This is a genomic window from Sporosarcina sp. Y1011, from assembly GCF_057669885.1.
Genome location: NZ_JBYHFP010000027.1, coordinates 1 through 20,977 on the forward strand (window position 1 = coordinate 1; position 20,977 = coordinate 20,977).

A 20,977-nucleotide genomic window follows, 5' to 3' on the forward strand; every position below is an offset into this window, starting at 1 on the left:
GAACTGAAACTGAAGTTAAATCAAACGGTCAATAAACATGTGACGACAGCAGTCTTTTACGACAACGTAGTGAATGCATGGGCTTACGCTGGTGGGAAAGTAGAAAATGGCTATTGGATCGTTTCAACCAAAAATCCATCCGTATTTACGGTCATGACTGCAAATGTTGCATTCAAAGATACGACCAAACACTGGGCTAAAAAGGAGATTGACTCCATAGCTGCGCGCTTTATTACAGAAGGAAAAACAGCAGAATTATTTGCACCTGAACAAAAATTGACGCGTGCAGAATTTGCCGTCCTTCTGGTAAGAGCACTCCAAGTGCCATTGGAAGACTATAAAGGAACATTTAAGGATGTCCCATCTTCGAAAAAATGGGCAGCGCAACAAATTGAAGCGGCTTATCGCACAGGTATCGTACATGGCAAGGACGACAGGTCTTTCGATCCGGATGCAGATATTACACGTGAGCAAATGGCAGCCATGATGATGCGTGCTGTTGACTATTCAAATCCAAAACTGACGCTGAATTTGCCTCAAAACGACAAATTCAAGGATGACTCGAAAATTAACAATTATGCGAAAAAAGCAGTGAGCAACGCAAACATACTGGGCTTGATCCATGGTCGATCAAACGGAACATTCGACCCCAAAAAGCAAACTACTAGAGCAGAAACAGCGGTAGTTCTATATCGCATGCTGGACAAACTGGATTCTGCTGAAAAATAGGAACTAAAAAGGCTTCCGCTTTGTTGGAAGCCTTTTTCCTGTAATACACATCATACTACTCATGTTGAATGCTCTGTGCTGCTTGTGAAAGGCTCACAAGAAGATATTAGGAATTCACTGTAGATTGCCCTAACTCTTTCCTCTGACACTATTAGTTTTGTACGTGTTAAATCATATTTCGCATTGTTTACCAAAGGTTTTAAAAAGTCTATATAAATTATACTATTGGATAATTGCAGCACTCGTATTATCAGCATTTGGATTAATGTTTTACTCCGCGTTTACAGGTGACTCGCAACTAATTAGTATAATCGGAATTGGGGCTATTTTATTATTTGTACAAATTTATTATTCGATTAGTTTAAAACCTAATAGCGATTTAAATACCGGGGTTTATACAATGTTTGACTTTCGAAATATATCTTGAAATTAAGCATCAGTAAAAGTGTACCGTTCATTTCCTTCTTCCAAAACTTTGAGTCGAACACTTAGCAAAGAGTCTACTTCTGGTAACTCTTGTTAAGTGTTTATTTGTTGTTGCAATACGAACGTACATTCCATATACTGATTAAAAGAGGAGGGAACAGATGTGCGTGTTGAATTGATTAAGTCGATGGATCGGAATTATGTCTTAGATATGATGTACATATCAAAAGACGGTGAAATAAGCAAACATAGAATCAAGGTGCTACAGGTGGGTGAGGTATCATTCCGAGCCTATTGTCATCTTCGCGGGTCCAGAAGAACTTTTACGATTGATAACGTGCTAGCGCTTGTTCCCATGGTATATAAAGAAAGCCTGGTGATTTAGGTCGTGCGATTCATTCCATCTGGGTCAATACCTTATTTCGAAAACATGATTTACTTACCGATAATAATTACTGTATTGGAAAAGGATCGTGGAGAAATCGAAATTGGTTCATTCAAATTGAAAAAACCTTATGTCGATATTATTGAAGGTGCACTAAAGACTGCAAGGCATGAAATGAAAGAAACGAATTTATATTTGAAGCGTAATAAAATGAAAGTAATTAAAAGGCTGAATGATGGAACGTTTACAGAGTACCTATTTATGCATGATGGTCACGAAGAGCGACGGAAATATTTAAACATACGGTTACGAAACAGAACCGAGGAATTGATAAGCATCTATTTTACGAAGTCCGGAGAACACCATACCAAAGGAGCTGTTATTTCATGAGCGAACGTCAAAGAAATATTTTAGAATACATTAAAAGCTACACAGCAGAAAACCTATATCCACCAACGATTAGGGAGATTGCTAAAGCAGTCGGACTCAAATCACCATCTACAGTTCACGGTCATTTAGATAGGATGAGGGAAAACGGGTTTATCAACTTTGTTAATTCATCACCACGCACTTTGACAGTTGTTAGTTAAATGCATTCGATATATAAGGGGCAACCAAATAAACAAATCGCCTGTATCGATATGATGAGCTTCTATGCGAGCTGCATGGCTACGTTGCACAATTTAGATGTTCGTACTGTGCCAATCGCGGTCGTCGGAAACCTACAACAAAAAGGTTCAGTCGTACTTGCGGCCAGTCCCGCTATGAAAAAGAAATTTCGTATAAAGACAGGTAATCGATTATTTGAAATCCCTAGCCATCCCGAAATCCGTTTGTTTGAACCAAAAATGTCGTATTTCCTCAAAATGTCTATGGCAATCACACATATCCTCCACAATTACGTGCCTGCAGAGGCTATACATGTCTACTCGGTCGATGAATCGTTTATTGACCTAACGGGAACCGAGAAGCTCTGGGGTGACCCGGTGGAAACAGTTAAAGATATACAAGCAGAAATACTGGAAACTCTAAATTTACCATCAACGGCTGGTATGGGGCCAAATATGTTAATGGCAAAATTGGCACTGGATTTGGAAGCAAAGAAAACAAGTTTTGCGAAGTGGGAATTTGAGGATATACCGTCGAAGCTATGGCCTGTTGCACCGTTGAGTGAAATGTGGGGAATTGGTCGACAGACGGAGAAATCTCTAAATAATATGGGTATCTTCTCAGTTGGCGATCTTGCGCACACATCGCTAGAACGGCTCGAGAAAAAGTTTGGTGTAATGGGAAATCAATACTATTATCATGCCTGGGGGATTGACCTGTCCGAGTTGGGCGCACCTCTACTGGAAGGTCAAGTGAAGAGCTATGGTAAGGGTCAAACGCTTTATAGGGATTATGTAACCCGCGAATCTGTACTTGTGGTTATTCTAGAAATGTGTGAAGATGTTTCTCGTCGCGCAAGGGTGGCTGGGAAAGAGGGCAGGACCGTTCATCTAGGGATAGGATATAGCAAGCATTCTTTGGGTGGCGGATTTAGTCGTTCTCTTTCAATAGAAGAAGCTACAAATGACACAATGAATATTTACCGAGTTTGCATGGCTTTATTCGATAAATTTCATGATGGTCGTCCCGTGCGAAAAATCACAATTTCAATCACCAACCTTGAAGATGAAACATCAATGCAGCTAAGTTTTTTTGATGAGCATAAGGTTCGGAACCGTAAATTAGGCATGGTTATGGATGATATCCGAAATAAGTATGGATCCACAGCTATATTGAGGGCTGTGTCTCTAACGGATGACGGGACAGCGATTGGACGCTCTAAATTGGTTGGCGGACATAAGTAATGGGAGGTATATCATGATTCGAGATCGCGGAAGTATTAAATGGACGGCAATGATGTTGCCAGAGCATATTGTGGAATTGAGAAATTGGATGGATAAGGAGCATTATGTTGAATGCCCGGAGCTCAGTGATTGGGATTTACAATCTATCCAGGAAGAAATCGAAGTAGCGCATAAGCGCAAATGCCAAACGTTGATTAAGACTTGGAAGGACGGCAAGATTATGACACGCGGAGCCATAGTAGAAGTAATTGATGTGCAGTCTAGCTGTATTGTGCTCGATAACCCCTTTGGACCCGAGAGGATTCCATTTTCAGATATAGTCAGCGCACAATGTATGGAATGAAATAACAACGACCAATTCGATTAGGGAAAGGTCGTTTTTATTTTCGACATTCTCGAAATATTATTAAAGGTCTTCCTGACTATTTGATGTTCTATTGAAACAGACCATTCATATTAATTACACAGAAATGATTGTTACAGAAGAAGAAACAGCTTTCAATGTCCACGAGTCGAGAATTGGAATTTGTGGAAATCGATAAACTGAAAACCGTCGGCTTGATAAGAAATTAAAAAGGGGCTGTCTAATAAGTCCCTAAAATAAAACAGGTGGAGAAAAACGATTTGTTTTTCTCCACCTGTTTTTATGTTTTTACTAATTTTTCTCGAAAGTAGCTGGCGAATGCCTGCTACTTTTAGTAGGTTGTGGGCTAATGCCACAATCCCAAATTCTGTGTGGACCTCTTCGAGGCCCCCAGTAAAAATCTGCGAACGACCGATTGCCCTTGATGTGGCCAAAAACACTCTCTACGTTACGTTGTGCGTAGATGCGTGATTTCGTTTCACATTCAAGGGCTGCTTTTGCCTTTGCTTTCATTTCTTCATAAATGAGGTTCCATTGTACTTGGTCGGCTTTTGTACAGAGTGCTTTCAACGGACAATCTGAACAGTCTTCGCATTCGTACACTTTTAAACTTTGTACATACCCCGAGGCATTTTTCTTATTTACATATTTTTTGAATTCCACTCTACGCCCGTTTGGACAAATAAAATGATCTTCCTTATCGATGTAATCCCAATTTGCGCATGTGAAAAGATGTGTCCATTCAAACAAAACCGAAGCTAATTACTTTCTTCTTTACAAACTGTCCAGACGTTTGTCCTACTACAATGTGGGACTTAAAAGATTTGCAGCAATTAATGATGGAAAAAGGTATTTCAGAAGATGAGTACCTTATCCCAGCTGTCACGTTAGATCCTGAATACGATACGGAAGAGAGGTTTTACATTATTAGAAAAATTTAGGAATTAATAGTCCCAACTGGTTATTTTTAATAGGTTCGGAAGAAGAAATAAAGAAGTTTACTCAATAATTCAATTTTTTTTATGAAAAAGATGAAGGGGGATTTGTAACTCATTCAACGTCTATATATATAGCGGATACAAATAATCAAGTTAGAGCTTATCACGATATGGCAATAGGTAATAAACGAGTGAATATTGAAGAAATTTCTGAGCATTTGCAGATGCATTCTCTGAAAGGAGGTGAAGGATTTCAATTTTTTAACCATTCATTCATTTTGAAAAAGGAGTGGTTTGGAGGTAATCATGGTGCAAGAAGAGTTTGAAACATTGGAAATGGACAAGAAGATAGAGGAATAATTAAAGAATCCTCCATCGTTTTCATCAACGACAAGTCCAGTTTCCTTAGAAGAAACGAGAATTCTTACAGAATACAATAGCCAGAAAAATAACTGGGATGAAACATGCAGGAAGCCTCTTATCTGGAAACAGTTTTTAAAAATGAAACGAAAGCAACGAATGGTAGTTTCTTCTTTTATCTAAAAAGATGTAAATGTGACGACGGAGGGAAAAGTCGCAACAGTCGGAAGAGACTTCGTCATGCTTACTAACCTTCAAAAAAGAATTTGGATCGCTTATACTGCAATCGAATCCGCAAACATTCCCTTCGGTTTTCCTACCTATTCAAACGCCCATCAACACTTTATATATGATAACCAATGCAGCAAAAGCTCGTGCTCCAATTCGGCGAGACAGTGGCTAAAAGAGAAGCGCTAATTAAACAGTTTTTTGAAGAATCTTTACGAACAAATCTTCATTCATGGGGAGGTATGTGGGTAGAGGTGAAGACTGGTGAGAAAATATTTCTCGGAATAATAACAAAAACGACAAAAAAAGAGCTGTTACTTCATATATTAAAGCCAGAAAAGATTATCCCACTAAACGAGATTCGATACGTGTCTACGATTGGTCTGTTTCCTTTATGGAAAAATATGTTGAAGTCAATATTTAAATATTTGTTCAAACAAAATTAAACGGTTATTAAATAAAAAAATAGGAGGTTATTTTTTTGGAACAAACCGAAGGTAAATTGTTTTTGGTATTAAAAAAGTTGATGGGGGAAGAAGTGCTTGTTATTACAGAAGCAGTACAGCTTAACTTATTGGGGCAAGTATTTCGGCCCATTTTTGCTGGAACAATTTCCGACGTCCATCAAGGGCATATAACGCTGTCGCCCGTCATCATTAAAATGGTAAATGCTCCATTTTATAAATTCCCGTTTCCACTTAGTATTCCACTTGAGCAAATTGTATCTTTTTCAACAGAAGTACCTAGTGACCTGGTGTTCCCATTAGCATAATAGAGGAGCGATGAGCGAATGACTAACCAGAAAGCAAGAACAGTGAATGACACTAGAGAGGTAGCTCTAGTCAATCATTTTAGTAAAAATATTGGAAGAAGAGTGTTTATATTGACTGAATCATTTCCATTTATGTTTATAGGGGAAATTAATACTTGGAGATATCGTCGTCTTGGATGTGCAAACGACATCAGTACCTGCATTAGAGAGAAAAGAATGGTACGTGCATATCGACTCAATTGATGTGTTCTATATTGAAACGGGGACTGGAGCAAAAATCCCTCATTTAAAAGATTAGTTAGAAAAGAGGCGTCATTATGATAAGAAAGTACCATGTAGTAGCCATTCCGATTCGAATCGTCTTAAATACGTTTGGCGATCATAATCCAAATGGAATGATGTATGTGTTAAAAGAAAATGAACAGAAAGTAAAGGAATTAGTCAAAAAAAATCTGTTCACTCCCGTTGATGTTGTTCAGCCTCTTGTGATCCGGGCGAATGAAGGAGAAACAGTGGAAATTTTGCTTGAAAATAAACTATCTTTTAACATAGGTATGCATTTTCAGCAAGCAGAGTATGAAGTGGACCAAGCTGACGGAGCGAATGTTGGACTAAACAAAGACAGTACAGTAGCTCCTTTCGATTCGATTTTGTATCGAATACAAGCTGTAAAAGAAGGAACATATTACTTTTCTGATTTAGGTAATCCGTCTAGCGGTGAAAATGGTTCCAATTCAAACGGTCTGTTTGGAGCGTTGTTTGTCGAGAAACGTTTTTCCTGGTGGACGCATCCTGAGACTAGGAAGCTGATGAATAGTGGTGTGTATGCTGATGTTCATCATCCGATTTTACCTTCCTTCCGGGAATATGCTTGGATTTTTCATGATGAAATGGAAGTGGATGATTTAACCGGGAATCGTCCAATCAATCATTTAACAAACCAGGATGAGGAATCATTTCACGGCGCTAATTACCGGTTTGAACCGATAAACAGGCGCCAACAGCTTATCGCAGAAGGAGTCGTTGGTCCAAATACTGAAGGAGAAGAAGTTCACCATGATTCATGGGTATTTGGAGATCCATCCACACCGATTTTGCGGGGATATGTAGGAGACCCTGCCAAAATCCGAGTCATGCACGGCGGTACGAAAGAAACACATGTCTTTCACTATCATGCTCATCAATGGTTGAGCGATCCGCAAGACCTCGAATCTGAAATTTTTGATGCGCAAGCGACCAGTCCACAGTCTCATTACACGGTTGAACCGCTATATGGTTTAGGTAGTTTGCAAGGTTCTTTTGGTGATTCAATTATTCACTGCCATCTTTATCCACACTTTGCGGTTGGAATGTGGGGGATGAACCGGGTTTTTAATACGCTTCAAGATGGAAGCCAGTGTTATCCTAATGGTGTTCCCATTAACTCGCTACAGCCATTGCCGGACCGGAAAGCGCCGCCAAAGCCGACAAAATTAAAACCGGGATTCCCGAATTTTATTCCTGGTAAAGTTGGACACAAGGCGCCGCGTCCACCGCTCGGTATAAAAGGCGGGCGGGGATTGACTGAACTGGAGCGTCAAGCGGCGATTGAAAAGCCGAGACCTGGGGCGGTATTTGTTGATCCTTGTCCTGAAGATGCGCCAGAGAATGAATTTAACATCTCGTTAATTGAGTTGCCAATCACGTACAACAAACAAGGTTGGCATGATCCAAAAGGACGGATATTTGTTCTCGATAAAGATTTAGAAGATGTTTGTTCAGGTAAAAAAGAACCGGAGCCTCTCGTATTCCATGCCCCGGAAAATACTTGCATTCAAGTTAATTTTACGAATCGATTGCCTCATATTCTCGATGGTGATGCATTCCAACTCGTCACAAGAACGTACGAAACTAGCTTTCATACCCACTTTGTCAAATTTGATGTTCTTGTGAGTGACGGTGCGAATGTTGGATGGAATTATGATTCCTCCGTTTTGCCGGGTGAAACAATACGGTACTCCTATTACGCAGATTCCGAATTAAAAGCATTTTTCTTCCATGATCATTTATTTCCAAATGCTCATCAACAGCATGGTGCATTTGGGTCGGGTGTTATTCATCCTCGCTTTACGAAATTTCTCGACTCAACATCAGGAGAGGAAGTCGTTCATGGCACACAAATTACTGCGACTAATCCATTAATTCCTGATTACCGTGATTTTGTGTTATTTGTTCAGGACTTTTCCTTGTTATTTGATAAAAATGGAAAACCGCTCCAACCGCCAGAATTTCCAGGTTCTGAAGATGACCCCGGATTATTCGGTGTAAATTATAAAAATGAACCACTGCAATTTCGTTTAGGTCCGGATTGCGACCCTGCTTTTACGTTCAGTTCCTTTGTGAATGGTGATCCTATTACCCCAATACTAAGGGCTTACGAGGGGGATTCGATTCGCTTTCGCCTCCTCCAAGGAGCCCAAGAGGAATCCCATAGCTTTAATGTTCATGGATTGAAATGGATGAGGGAGCGCGGCAGTCTGAATTCTAATATGGATGAGCAGCAACATATCGGTATTTCAGAATCTTTTACAATGGAAACTTTTATTCCGCGAGCTGGAGATTATTTGTGGGCGTTTGAGACAGAAGAAGATTTATGGAACGGACTTTGGGGTCTAATTCGGGCATTTGACGAAAAGGTGCCGGATTTAATTCCTTTACCGGACCGACCAGAGCCGTTAAAGCGAACAAAACCGCTGCCTGAATGTACAGGAACAAAGCCGCCGCAAGCGGAAGACCCCACGTTAGTTCCTGTCGAAAAGGGACCGATTCGCTATTTTGATATTGTCGCTTTCCAACTTCCGATTATTTACAATGATTTCGGTGATCACGATCCGAATGGAATCATCTTTGCACTCAAGGAAGATATGGATGCTATTTTAAAAGGCACAAAAAAGCCAGAGCCGTTAATCATACGGGCCAATGTCGGAGATACAGTAGAAGTGAAGTTGACAAGTCAATTAAAGCTTGATTTATTTCCCTTCAAAGATGGTATATATCCTTACCCAGAGGTGAAAGAGCAAGCCTTTTATCCACCGTCTTTACGTATCTCGCTGCATCCTCAATTAATTGAGTATGATGTGAAAACCTCGGCAGGCGAAACTGTCGGATTCAATGGGGATCAAACCGTCGGACCGGGTGAGAAGCGAACGTATCGCTGGTGGGTCGATTCTCAAGTAGGAGCTTGCGGCATGTGGGATATGGCGGACATTCGCAACCACAAATCTCAAGGTGCCTTCGGGGCATTTATTGCAGAACCGAGGGGAACGGAATATTTGGATCCATATACACTAAAGCCGGTACGAACTGGAGCGAATGTCATTTTACGCAATCCTTTTTTACCGGATATGAGGGAATTTGTCATGGTCATGCATGATGGTGTGAGGCTGCTGGACAAACAAGGTCAGGTCATTGTCGACCCGATTGCTGGAATTCTTTTGCCGTCTCCGGATGCTGAAGAAGATGATGTCGATACGTATGATCAAGGATCGAGGGGCTTTAATTATCGAAGCGAACGGTTAATTAATCGTTATCAAAAACATCCGGTGTTGCTCGATTTATTTAGTTCACGTGTGTTCGGTGATCCAGCTACTCCATTGTTCGAATCCTACGCAGGGGATCCAGTGACAATTCGATTAGTCACGCCAGCAGAAAGACGAAGGGCGCATACGTTCCATCTTCATGGTCACCGCTGGCGTTTTGATACCAAGGATATTAATACTCGAACAGAATCATTTACTGGATTCAACGTAGCAGGGGCTGCACGGAACATAGAGCTGCTGGGCGGGGCTGGTGCTTACGGGAATTTCCCGGGAGATTATATGTACCGATCAGGAAATATTCAATGGGACATCGAGCAAGGCATGTGGGGGATTATGAGAGTGCACAGTGAGCCGAATGAACACTTGCCTCCGTTAGAGCAATAAAGAAGAGAAGAGAGTATTCTTCTCTTTTTTCTACATAAATAGTCGATTTTCAAGGGCGAACTTCGTCAAATAGTTCATCGAACTGTATCCTAATGCAAGATCCAGTAGCAGTTCATTTGCATTTCTATTTTTTAAAATAACTCTTTCTAAAACCTCTGGCGTCAGAAGGGAAGGGAGTCGCGGAGAAGGAAATACTGGACAACATCGCTCTGGAATATAAAATCATTTTTTTGTTTTCTCACCTCCTTTCTTATGGGTTGACAGTGATTACCGAGGGAGTAGAAGATAATAAAAAGTACCAATTTTTAAATGAACATGGATGTGATGGTGCAAGGATTAAGGATTCTTCTACAGTAAACCATTGCCAGCAGAAGTGATTTAACCAAATTCCCAGGGTGCGTTTCTATAACAAGTAGAGGCGCATTTTTTGTATTATATGAATCAGGAAGATTGCAGCAGGACTAAACTACTTAGAGGAGTCCTCTTCCTTCCGTCGAATATTGGAAGATAGAGGGGGGGGATTTTATGATTTTCGGTCAAGAGGATTTATCGCAATATAATTCAGAAAAATCGCCATGGTTCAATATAGCAACTAACGGTAAAGTTGATATCGGTATTGAACAAGATTATATCCAAAAAGTCGGTTTGACTTCCGAAGGAATGTACAAAGTGGTAGATGAATGGTTAAACAGCATCCACGGATTGTCAAGAGAACAGAGGGAAAATCTTATTAATAAACTTGAAAAGTAATAGGCAAGAACGTCCTCTACAGGGACGTTTTTTTATTTTCATCCGGAGTGAGATGGTAAGGGCGTGGTATGAGATTCACTGTTAGATAGTTTCCATACCAAAATGATAATGAATTAAAAAGAGCAGATTAGGCTCTTAATAATATCCATTTATCTTCTAGAGAGATTCTAAAAGTACGATACAATACCGCTGAAAAAGTATTCTGAACTCCGATGACATGTAATTAGCTTCATCATAATAAATATTGTTGTAGATAGGCTTTAGAGCTTTTGCAAGCTCGATTGCTAGTCTTTTATTTTCAACCAAAAATGGAAGGTGAAATCCAACTTCTAAAAATGATGCCGGCCGATCAATATGTGGGAAGGTCTTCTTATTTGACTGGGCGATAACATGGATCCAGGAATACATATAAAAAACGCTCCAAATCCTTTAGTGTAAGGGTTTGAGGCGTTTTTTGAAGATATGTTGAATCAGGATTGGAAAGGAAAGGTCTCGATACATTTTCTGTATAAGAAAATATATCGAGGAGGCACCAATTGTCAATTCTAAATCCGTCCTTCTTTACCGATACTATGTCAATACTAGCGCAATTAAGACATTGATACTCCAAAATCAAATAATTTGTCGGTAAAAATCCGAATTAACTAAAAACTAATATGTTAATTACTAACAATATTTAGGCACCAAGAGAAATTTTCCCAAGCGGATTGCCAGCCTTTGAAATGCTCGGATGAATCATCCCAACGGACATCGAATTTCTTCTGACCGTTTACATCCACTAAATACAGTGCAAGGGTATTATCCTCCTTAGAGACAGCTATCTTCATACCGATTTGAAGTTCTTCTTGAGTGAACGGTACGTCTGAAACCGAACGTAGCTGTGCCTGTTCAAATACTTGTTTGTTAATGATTTTGTAATTCATAATAAACCTCCAATAAAACTTTTTATTCATTATATAAGTTCCTATCTCATCCGCAAATCATAGGGCTACAAAAGTATATTTTATATTCATTTAGCGATGAAAACAATAATAAAATGAATTCGCTCTATTCAATTATACCCAGGATTAAGATGTGTTTAAACCAGTGGCTAAACCAAAACCATCGACACGGACTAACTTTAAAAACTGTACAGACTTACGTACGGTATATACAAGCGGTGTTCAAAAATCACCCGGCATATCAATCGAAAATGGACCGAGACAAAGACGGATGGGCGTGTGAACGATAATGGGAAAAGCAAAATACACACTTGATCGTGTTGAAGAAGGTCAATATGATTTTTCTAGAGTATCCTGTATCCCGGCGAATGAAGTCACTGGAGAAATTTCCAAAGACGATATTGCATTAATTAGCCAATCGGATATAATAGCGAAGTCATTCAAATAACACTCTTTTTTGAATCGTTTCCATCATCTGTTTTAATGTTTACTTCTCCTATTTGAAAAAAAGCATAAACAACAACAGCTGGGAAGGAGAGCAAAAAAAAGCGTCCTTGTTTGTTGTGCAGTCTTGAATCAAAAACATACCCCGAAGTAAAAGGAGGGAACGAGTGTGCGTAGTCAAATAACTAAATCAGAGGGTCATGTTGGGCTTCTGGATATGATGTTAATCTTTAAATATGAGAAAGGGAAAATTAAAGGCTCAGATATGGTTAATCTTGCACAAACCTTTTTAGGCGGTGGTACGAACTTTGCACTGCCTCTTGATAAGGCGATGAATGTCATAAACGAAAGTTGTTTTAAACAAGCAGATGTTGTGTTTGTTACGGATGGTGAAGACAGATTAAGGGATTCATTTTTAGAAGCATTCAATAAGGAGAAAAAAGAGAAAGCCTTCAATGTACTTTCCCTTGTAATAGGTAGTAGTACAAATACGGTGACACAGTTTTCCGATAAAGTTGTCCAAGTTAAGGATTTCGATGATAAGGGAAGTTTTACTGCGTTTGAAATCTGAAAAATAAAACTGTACATTTTCGCACTGCCTTAGGGTAGTGCTTTTAGTTTTTTATTAATTAAGAGATTCTAATATTTCATTAACTTTCATCGTAAAGAACCTTTGTCATCCTTAATAAGGGGGTTTTTAGTGTCGAATATAGAATAATCCGAATAAGGGGGAGAGATGATGAAGAACTTGAAAACCGTAGATCAAGCAAAAGATGAAATTGCGAAATTAAAACAGTTTGTTGATTTGGTCGAATCCTTTCAGCCAGAGACACTGGAAGATCAAATCATCAAGGAGTACGCATACATAGGTAGTGTTGAAAAGGTCGCAGCAAGAGTAAATGAAATGGGTTATTCGAACGGCAGTCGACCTTTTGAGAAAGAAGATATATCGAACATTATCAAAAGTAAACCTACGGGAGATTTGCACAAATTGATTAGGTCAGGATACTTAAAAAAGACGAGACATTTACGAAGTAAAATTGAAAGGTAAAGTTGGTAGAATAAATCGACAAAGACTATCAAATATTTTATAAAGTAAAAAAGTTGAGCGACCAATTTGGCAATGAAAATAAGTTTGTTAATATATAAAAAAGTCTATAAAGTTTGATTAAAATTCCTGTGTTTATGTGCAGGATCATATTATTTAGAAAGAAAAATGGAGGTCGTGAAGAAATGTACTATAACTAAAGTGGCAGTTTAGTCTAACAAGGAATTTAAGAATGCATCATCCGATTACTTCCTATGCGTTTGAGTTTCTTCTTTTGCCATCTAAGAAAGTGGACCACAAGTGGCCAATATTAAACATTTAAATTACACAAATACGACTCATAAACCTTCACTTGTAGACCATAATCCACATGTGGATCATCATTTCTTTCATTTAATACTCAAATGAGCAGTTAAAGTAGACTATATACAAATAATTAATTGCGATATCAAAGGGTTTTATTAAAAAGATGTTAAAGGAAGCACGCTCTGTTGGCGTTTCCGTATGCAAAAGTAATCGGAAAATTCCGAATAAAAAAGGAAGGAACGCTGGATTTAGCGTTTATTCCTTTTTTAAGTTCTTAGTTGTATGTAATTGCCGCAAACGCAGCAGATATTCTATCAACTCTTCTGTTTTCCTTTTACTTATCGAAGTGTTTAATGCTAAAGTCACAAGTACTACCTATCACTAAGAGTAATTTGTTTGGCGATAGGTAGTACGTGTCACTGAAAGACAACTGATGAAATTTGTATGCAGTAATACTTTCCTAGTCTAATAGTATCTTATACATGGGATAGCAAAAATAAGACTTGATATATATTCGCAAAAACTCATACGACCAAAGATGCCACTACAATCATGTTGTTTCTACTTTTTATTTGTTGTGCGTTAGGTAAGCTTAAATATGAAATGATTTTTTCCTACCCCTGCTATTGTTGTGCACACCGTTCTATTTTCTACATAATAAAGGGATGTCGTTGATGACTCCTTATTTCATCACAAGTATTCAACTTTATAACCTAGAAATTCTAAATGTTCCATTCTACTGAAGGTATTGTGACTCTTAGAGCGTTCTATTTGCTTCCAGTAAAGCTTATTGAATTGATCTAAATTTTTTCTGAATAATGTGCATGAATATATAAAAAACCCTAAGTGTTATTCAAAACTTTCCAATGCTATTTTTAAGTTAGAATAAATTTTGCTGCCAGATAAATCTATTCCTTCATTAATAGCCAATTGAGCCAATTTGGGACTAATTCCAGTTGATATAATGTCTATTCCCATTAAACGAAGCATTTGTCCAATTTGGTTAAGATATTTGACGTTTCCTTTGTCTAATTTATAAACACCTGAAAAATCAGCGATAACACAATTTACCCCTAAATCAGACATTTTAGGAAGTAGATTTTCCATCATATATTGTATCCGGTATGAGTCGATGTTTCCTACCAATGGCAGGACAATTATGCCGTCCTTAACAGGAACAATTGGGGTAGATACTTCTGCTAATTCAATCTGCGCCATCTTTTGATACTCGTTCACAAGAAATTCATAATTAGAAACAGTTTCATTAAGGCTTATATCTAACATATGATTTACTTGCTTTATAAGCTTACTTAGTTCTTTCAAGCTAAGATTATATTCCAATCCCAATTCAGTTAATATATCAGTAATAACATCCCTCGTTGGCAAATACCTAACTACAAGAGTAGAAAGATTCCCATCAAGTGAAACCATAGCTGCATTCTTTTTACTCCAAACTAATAGTAATTCAGGTGTTTTTTCTTCTTCACTAATTATGTATTCACCTATAAAACTTACAAACTCAATATACATTGTAACAGCTTGATCTTGTTCCCATTTAGGAATATCCTGATTCAGAGAATTAAGAACACCGTTAACAATTTCAATAGCCAATGATTCATTATTACTGAGAAGATGATTAGAAATGTTGTTAAGTGAGTTCATAATTCTTTCTCCCTTTTTGTTTGCCTTCTTATCAATGATAAAAATATGAACTATTTATGTCAAGGTGAAGGTACTGATTAACACCAAAACTTCATAATACCCCCCGTTGTACTTTTACGGGGCAGCATTCCTGTTTGAAGGATGTTCGGGGTCTTGAAAGAAAAAAATCAAGACTCTGTTTATGAAATACGTGAAAAAATATTTATTCTACATCATGAAGTAGTGCAAGCCGTTGATACATCAATGTTTATAGAGGGAGTTTAGTTGAAGAGTGATAGTAGAAGGTTTTAAGTAAATTAATGGAGAATACTACTAATATGAGAGTTTAGAAAGGGGAATTTAATAAGTGGTTGAAATTAAAGACTCATGGTTTACAGTAAATCAAATAGACAATACAACTTTCGCTATTAGTGAGTATGGACATTGGGAAAAAGTTCACTCTTATTTATTAATTGGCGAGGAGAAAGCTGCATTAATTGATACAGGTCTTGGGATCGATAACATAAAAAGGATTACAGACCAGCTGACAAACTTACCGATTATTGTTCTAACAACACACGTCCATTGGGACCATATTGGAAGTCACGGTGAATTTAAGAATATTTACGTACATAAAGATGAAGAAGACTGGCTAGTCAATGGTATTAAGAAACTTTCTATCGAACAAATCAGAAAAGATGTAAGTCGTGATATTACAATACCCACGCCAGAAACGTTTAATCCAGACACCTATAAACCCTTTCAGGGTATGCCTACAGGATTGTTAAATGATGGTGATGAAATAGAGATAGGCAATAGAAAGTTAACTATCTACCATACTCCAGGACATTCTCCGGGTCATATTTCAATTTTAGATAATAGTAAAGGTTATTTATTTACAGGTGATTTGCTTTATGATGGGACTCCCGTGTATGCTTTTTTCCCAACTACCAATCCTGTGGATTTAGTGCAATCGTTAAAGGAAATATCCAACATTCCCAATGTAACGAAGATTTATGGCGGACATAATACAATAGGTCTTGATGCAAGCGTTTTACAAGAAGTGGAAAATGCAGTTGAAGAGCTTAAAGAAAAAGATCGGGTAAGATTCGGAACTGGAATTCATAAATTCAAAGGATTTAGTGTGCAATTTTAATTATTCTTATTGAACTAACGGGGCAGGTTAGTTCAAGAAGCAGGTATATTTGAAAGGTCGTCGAAGCGGTTAATATTATGTGGAGTTATTTAAGTAACAGAGAGGTGGTTTAATCGGAGTAGGAATTCATTTTTGTATCGAAAAGATTATATATAATACTTTAATTAAGAGGTGAATTTAATGCTTTTTCATTATCATTTTTGGACTCCTAATGTTGAAGAAACAGAAAAATTTTATGAGGATAATGGCTTTCGTATATTTCAACGAGTAGGAAAATACGATGGGGATTTTCAAACGTTTAGTCCACCATTAACGTGGAATGACTTTCGAGAGAAAAATATTCTTTTTCGAATTGTAGAAGTAAGAAAAGGGAATATAAATATTACTTTCGGTTACGGTAAGAAAATTAAGTTTGACCATATTGGTTTTTTGGTATCAGAAAAAGAACAAAATAAGATATGTGAAAACGCAAAAAGAATGAATTGGGAAGTTAATAGAGGAGAAAGAAGAACCTTTATTACTACACCTTATAAATTTAGGATAGAACTCCAAACCAACACAGACGTTGTAGACTCTATGACTGAGAACATAAAAATAAAAGAATTTAAGTTGGAAATTAATAAGAAAGGATTAGATAATGACCTTTCCATTTTGTTTAGTAAAACGGTTAATAATATAATTTCAGAAGTTGGTGATGAAGTTACAATTAAAGAAGCTGTATTTAATGGATTCTTATCATCGAACATTGTTGACCCCAATGGAGTTAGAATTATTAACAGTAATTAGATATTCTTATTCCACTAACGGGTGCTTTACTTGAAGATCGTTGAGCTGCTCAGACAGCTCTTTTCTTGTTCAACTAAAGTAGCAGATTACTTTGAGAAGAGGGAAATTTTATTGTGGAGTTAATTGTGAAAATAATCTTCGTGGGATTTCTAAGTATTGGAACCCTCATCGCTTTCATAAAAGATTATAAAAAGCTAACAGATGAACAAAAGAAACAGCCTATAAAGCTGATTTTTGAATCTTTTTCTTTGATTGGACTAATATTTTTTGTAATTGGTGTAGTGATTTTTGATAATTTACTGTTAGGTAATATAGCAATCATTTTAGTTATCGTCGGCTTTGTTTACGATAGTATTGGATACTGGAAGTCCGGTAGTATGATTAGAATGGTTAAGGCATTAGGGTTAACATTATTTATTCTAGTTTTTTATATTTATTTCAATCACTAACGGGTGCTTTAACGAAAGAAGAGTTTTAGGCAACATCTCGCTTATTTTGCTAAAGATAATGGTCAGTAGAAGAAGAAAAGTGTTAAAATAAAAAAACATTAACATGTATAAAAGGGTGGAGGAGTATGGGGAAAATATTTTCTGAGGACCAAGGTATAAAAATAGTTAGTCCCGCGGATTGTGAAAATGCACCCAGAAAAAAGTTTCTTAAGGATCTTATAAGGGCATTTGCCACAAATGAATTTCTTTTTTTATCTAAATATACTACTGAGGATATATATTGGGATATAGTAAATGAAATTTCGGTTCAAAGTCACGAAGAAGTAATTAAAGTATTAGAAAATAGAACTACTTCAAGAATATTTGAAATAGAAATATTAAATATCATTACACATGGTAAAACGGCATCAGTGAATGGTATATTTAAATTAGAAGACAATAATATTTACTCTTTTTGTAACGTGTACACTTTTGTAAGTGCAGGAAAAAACAAAGTAAAAGAAATAACTTCCTATGTAATCAAAATGGATTAGTAAATTCACACTAAAGGATGCTTTACTTGAAGATCGATGAGCTGTGTAGACAGCTTTTTTTCTTGTTCAACTAAAGGGACAGTTTAGTTGAAGAGTGTTGTTTAACTTGTGTTCAATTAATCGGGCCAGATTGTTGAACAACACCTAGATTTAATTATTTATGTTCATCTTGAGTGTTAAATAAAAAACAAAGCAAAAAGAGATGACCACCAAAAATGGTAGTCACCTCTTTATTGTTTAAAAAATCTCTTTTTATTTCGATAATCCTAAAATTAACTCTTTATAGATATCAAAGAATGCAAAGTAGTAGTCTTTGTAGACATATTCATCCGTTTTGTGTGCCATTTTTGTTTCGCCTGGACCAAACATCATGAATGGGAAGTTTTCATCTTTCCCTCGTAATAAGTTTGATGCATCCGTCACCCCTGGCGAACCTTTAACAGAAATTTCTAAGCCTAAATGTTTTTTACCGAGTTCTTTAGCAAGATCAACCATTTCAGAGTGTCCTGAAGTGAAAACACTTGGTAATGACATCGTCACTTCAACATCAATATCAGAGCCTTCTTTATTGTATTTGTTAGCTGTTGCGTTGAATAAGTCAATCACTTCATCGTTATCAAATTCTGGAATAGTACGCACGTTTATTTCAGCTACTGCTTTTTCTGGAACTGAGTTTACTTGGTTCCCAGCATTAAAAATAGTTGTACTCATAACCAATTTATCTAGAACTTCATTTTTACGATCATCACCATTCAACTTTTTGTCTACTTCTAATAGATATTCCATCAATGGATTAATCGCGTTATAACCTTGGTCAGGCATAGAACTGTGCGCTGCTTCACCAATAGACGTTACTCGCAAGTTAAGTGATCCTTTGTGAGAGTAAATAATCGTGTCATGAGAAGGTTCAGCTACCCATAGGTAATCTACATCATCCATATAGCCTTCCTCGTATAATTTCTTAGAACCTGCGCCACCGACTTCTTCACCAGTCGTTGCCATAAAACGGACAGTACCATTTTTTTGTTCATTATTTTCTTTGAGTTCAATCATCACTAAAGCTAGGTTTACTAAACCTGCTTTCATGTCATTTGTTCCACGTCCGTATAATTTTCCGTCTCTTTCTGTCAATGTGAACGGATCTGAAGTCCACTCGCTTTCATCACCAGGAGAAACGACATCCATATGACCAGAAACACCAATGACTGGACTCCCGCTTCCAATTTCAGCCACTAAGTTAACTCGAGTGTCTGTAACTGGAACAATTTTAGATACAATGCCGTATTCAGCAAATAAGTCTTTCAAGTAATTTGCCACTTCGATTTCGTTTTCATTAATAGATTTAATCGCTATAATTTCAGATAAAATCTTTATTTTTTCTTCTTCTGTAAAATGTTTCATACTAAATCCCTCCAAAGTTTTGTCTGTCTATCCTCAATGAGAATACAACTGTATTTTACCCAAAAGACATTCAAGGATTCAAAGGGGGCTTGAATTGAATAAACTTTACTTTTCTTCTTCAACTAACGGGTAGCTTTAGTCGAACAACAGGAGCTTCTTAGGGAACTCTTTTTTTTATTGAACTAACGGGGAAGTTTAGTGGAATAAGGAATGCTGAAGCCGCATGTTAGTCTTTATAGTCAGGATGTCTGTCACTTTATTAGAGGGAAGCATATAAAAAACCACCCAAATTTATAAAAGGTGGCTTAGCTAATAATATTTTTCTACCAAGCAATTGACAGTTTATTGTATCCCATAGTCCTCAGCGAAAATCATTTTTGTGTCAATAAGTACATCTTCCACATTTTCATCTAGGTTGAATACCCGTGCACCGCGCAGCCTGTCGTTTTCCTCGCCGCCAAGGCCATAGGATCCAAACCCAACACTTCCTGCGTAGCCCAATTTGATTCCATAATAGTCACCAACAAATGTATTGATATGGTCATGACCAGAGAAGACACCTTTCACGTCGCCTCTTTCCAGCATAGCTGCAAACATACCGCTGTTAAAAGGACCTGTGCATACACATTCATTCTTTTCACCTACGATATTATGTTTCTCTACTGCTTTCTGATGACTTTCTTCTGTTCTGTCGGATGGACTTGCATACCACATATTTTCGAATTCAGGTAGAGGAATATGCATGAATGCCAGTGATGGAACTTTATGTCCGGTTGTTTGCTCCAGTTTTTCTGACGTTTCATAATACCACTCGACTTGATCGTGGCGGAGCCAATCCCATGTTTGGTATCCTTCAAAATTCTGTCCTGCAATTTCATCTGGGGCATATCTGCCACTATCAAATAGCCAAATGTTAAAGGCAGGATCTGTATTCTTGGAGTTATTGATAACTAGATTTGTGTTACCAGTTCCAGTAATATCCTTAGGTCCCGGCTTGTTTACATTGTGTTCATAAGACATATAAATTTCGAGCATATCCGCTTCGTTCATTCCGGTCTTCGGTGTATGGTCTTCATCATGATTACCGAAAGTAACTGCCCATTGGATGCCTCTATCTTCCATTGGTTGTGCAATGGTATCCAAGGCTTGCTTCACCTCTTCGGCTGTATCAATCTCAGCAGTAAGCATGTCACCATTTAAAATGGCTAAATCTGGGTTCTGCTCATCAAGCACCGTGTTCATCAATTCTATCGTGCGGGGGTCGATATCCTCGTCATCCTGGATATCGTTAAACTGCACAATCTTATACTTACCATCAGAGTTGAATTGCAGCTTTTCATTCTCATTGGCCTTCCCTTGAACGGAGGAATTGGTGAAGCTAGTTGTAATTGAAATTACAGCAAATGCAATGATGATCATTCCGGTTAATGATTTTAATTTCATAAAAAACACTCCTTTCTTAAGTACGTAGTTAAATTATAAGTTACAGGTATTAAACGTATATT

22 protein-coding genes and 1 pseudogene are annotated in these 20,977 nt (G+C 37.5%); 18 read left to right on the top strand and 5 right to left on the bottom strand.

Annotated features, from left to right (window positions below; all coding sequences use genetic code 11):
- The 5 genes from AC25Y5_RS17970 to AC25Y5_RS17990 all read left to right on the top strand — a co-directional run.
- Positions 1-729: S-layer homology domain-containing protein (locus AC25Y5_RS17970; RefSeq protein ID WP_488141479.1), on the top strand; the 729-nt coding region annotated here is incomplete at its 5' end.
- Between the two features lie 814 nt (positions 730-1,543).
- Positions 1,544-1,930 (top strand): YhjD family protein, encoded by a 387-nt coding sequence (locus AC25Y5_RS17975; RefSeq protein ID WP_488141480.1) that lies wholly within the window; start codon positions 1,544-1,546, stop codon positions 1,928-1,930.
- Complete coding sequence (locus AC25Y5_RS17980; protein WP_488141481.1) at positions 1,927-2,130, top strand: LexA family protein; 204 nt, start codon at positions 1,927-1,929, stop codon at positions 2,128-2,130. Before AC25Y5_RS17975 ends, AC25Y5_RS17980 begins: the two co-directional genes overlap by 4 nt.
- Entirely contained in the window at positions 2,131-3,393 is a 1,263-nt protein-coding gene (locus AC25Y5_RS17985) for a Y-family DNA polymerase (RefSeq protein WP_488141482.1), read from the top strand.
- A 13-nt stretch (positions 3,394-3,406) separates the two neighbouring features.
- Positions 3,407-3,736 (top strand): YolD-like family protein, encoded by a 330-nt coding sequence (locus tag AC25Y5_RS17990; RefSeq protein WP_488141483.1) that lies wholly within the window; start codon positions 3,407-3,409, stop codon positions 3,734-3,736.
- A 312-nt stretch (positions 3,737-4,048) separates the two neighbouring features.
- Here AC25Y5_RS17990 and AC25Y5_RS17995 read toward each other — a convergent pair whose 3' ends face one another.
- Positions 4,049-4,507, bottom strand: coding sequence for a transposase (locus AC25Y5_RS17995; protein ID WP_488141484.1), 459 nt, complete (start codon positions 4,505-4,507; stop codon positions 4,049-4,051).
- Between AC25Y5_RS17995 and AC25Y5_RS18000 the strand changes: the two genes are divergently transcribed.
- The 5 genes from AC25Y5_RS18000 (at position 4,492) to AC25Y5_RS18020 (ending at position 10,767) form a co-directional block, all read left to right on the top strand.
- A complete protein-coding gene (locus AC25Y5_RS18000; protein ID WP_488141485.1) occupies positions 4,492-4,698 on the top strand; it encodes an SCO family protein in 207 nt (68 codons plus the stop codon). The two genes, AC25Y5_RS17995 and AC25Y5_RS18000, sit on opposite strands and share 16 nt — an antisense overlap.
- A 1,066-nt stretch (positions 4,699-5,764) precedes the next feature.
- Positions 5,765-6,055, top strand: a complete 291-nt coding sequence (locus AC25Y5_RS18005) for a hypothetical protein (RefSeq protein WP_488141486.1) — start codon at positions 5,765-5,767, stop codon at positions 6,053-6,055.
- Positions 6,056-6,227: 172 nt separating this feature from the next.
- Positions 6,228-6,353, top strand: a complete 126-nt coding sequence (locus AC25Y5_RS18010) for a hypothetical protein (RefSeq protein WP_488141487.1) — start codon at positions 6,228-6,230, stop codon at positions 6,351-6,353.
- A gap of 19 nt (positions 6,354-6,372) precedes the next feature.
- Entirely contained in the window at positions 6,373-10,017 is a 3,645-nt protein-coding gene (locus tag AC25Y5_RS18015) for a multicopper oxidase domain-containing protein (RefSeq protein ID WP_488141488.1), read from the top strand.
- A 525-nt stretch (positions 10,018-10,542) separates the two neighbouring features.
- Complete coding sequence (locus tag AC25Y5_RS18020) at positions 10,543-10,767, top strand: hypothetical protein (RefSeq protein WP_488141489.1); 225 nt, start codon at positions 10,543-10,545, stop codon at positions 10,765-10,767.
- A gap of 659 nt (positions 10,768-11,426) precedes the next feature.
- On the opposite strand, the gene AC25Y5_RS18025 is transcribed toward AC25Y5_RS18020, so the two are convergent.
- Positions 11,427-11,690, bottom strand: a complete 264-nt coding sequence (locus tag AC25Y5_RS18025; RefSeq protein WP_488141490.1) for a hypothetical protein — start codon at positions 11,688-11,690, stop codon at positions 11,427-11,429.
- 196 nt (positions 11,691-11,886) lie between these two features.
- On the opposite strand from AC25Y5_RS18025, the pseudogene AC25Y5_RS18030 reads away from it, so the two are divergent.
- From AC25Y5_RS18030 to AC25Y5_RS18045, 4 genes and pseudogenes are all read left to right on the top strand, one after another.
- Positions 11,887-11,998: pseudogene (locus tag AC25Y5_RS18030) on the top strand (excalibur calcium-binding domain-containing protein); the annotation flags it as partial.
- Complete coding sequence (locus tag AC25Y5_RS18035; RefSeq protein ID WP_488141491.1) at positions 11,998-12,156, top strand: hypothetical protein; 159 nt, start codon at positions 11,998-12,000, stop codon at positions 12,154-12,156. The pseudogene AC25Y5_RS18030 and the gene AC25Y5_RS18035, both read left to right, overlap by 1 nt.
- Before the next feature lie 165 nt (positions 12,157-12,321).
- Complete coding sequence (locus tag AC25Y5_RS18040; protein WP_488141492.1) at positions 12,322-12,723, top strand: vWA domain-containing protein; 402 nt, start codon at positions 12,322-12,324, stop codon at positions 12,721-12,723.
- 168 nt (positions 12,724-12,891) lie between these two features.
- Positions 12,892-13,203, top strand: coding sequence for a hypothetical protein (locus AC25Y5_RS18045; RefSeq protein WP_488141493.1), 312 nt, complete (start codon positions 12,892-12,894; stop codon positions 13,201-13,203).
- Between the two features lie 1,152 nt (positions 13,204-14,355).
- On the opposite strand, the gene AC25Y5_RS18050 is transcribed toward AC25Y5_RS18045, so the two are convergent.
- The gene (locus AC25Y5_RS18050; protein ID WP_488141494.1) at positions 14,356-15,168 is read right to left on the bottom strand and encodes an STAS domain-containing protein; all 813 of its coding nucleotides are present in this window, start codon (positions 15,166-15,168) and stop codon (positions 14,356-14,358) included.
- 346 nt (positions 15,169-15,514) lie between these two features.
- On the opposite strand from AC25Y5_RS18050, the gene AC25Y5_RS18055 reads away from it, so the two are divergent.
- The 4 genes from AC25Y5_RS18055 (at position 15,515) to AC25Y5_RS18070 (ending at position 18,071) form a co-directional block, all read left to right on the top strand.
- Complete coding sequence (locus AC25Y5_RS18055; protein ID WP_488141495.1) at positions 15,515-16,303, top strand: MBL fold metallo-hydrolase; 789 nt, start codon at positions 15,515-15,517, stop codon at positions 16,301-16,303.
- Positions 16,304-16,483: 180 nt separating this feature from the next.
- On the top strand, positions 16,484-17,089 hold the full coding sequence (locus tag AC25Y5_RS18060) for a VOC family protein (RefSeq protein WP_488141496.1): 606 nt from the start codon (positions 16,484-16,486) through the stop codon (positions 17,087-17,089).
- 113 nt (positions 17,090-17,202) lie between these two features.
- Positions 17,203-17,538: a hypothetical protein gene (locus AC25Y5_RS18065; protein ID WP_488141497.1), complete on the top strand. Its 336-nt coding sequence runs from the start codon at positions 17,203-17,205 to the stop codon at positions 17,536-17,538.
- Positions 17,539-17,663: 125 nt separating this feature from the next.
- Positions 17,664-18,071: a hypothetical protein gene (locus AC25Y5_RS18070; protein WP_488141498.1), complete on the top strand. Its 408-nt coding sequence runs from the start codon at positions 17,664-17,666 to the stop codon at positions 18,069-18,071.
- 252 nt (positions 18,072-18,323) lie between these two features.
- On the opposite strand, the gene AC25Y5_RS18075 is transcribed toward AC25Y5_RS18070, so the two are convergent.
- Positions 18,324-19,472, bottom strand: coding sequence for an ArgE/DapE family deacylase (locus tag AC25Y5_RS18075; RefSeq protein WP_488141499.1), 1,149 nt, complete (start codon positions 19,470-19,472; stop codon positions 18,324-18,326).
- Positions 19,473-19,814: 342 nt separating this feature from the next.
- Positions 19,815-20,915, bottom strand: a complete 1,101-nt coding sequence (locus AC25Y5_RS18080) for a metallophosphoesterase family protein (protein WP_488141500.1) — start codon at positions 20,913-20,915, stop codon at positions 19,815-19,817.
- Between the last annotated feature and the right edge of the window lie 62 nt (positions 20,916-20,977).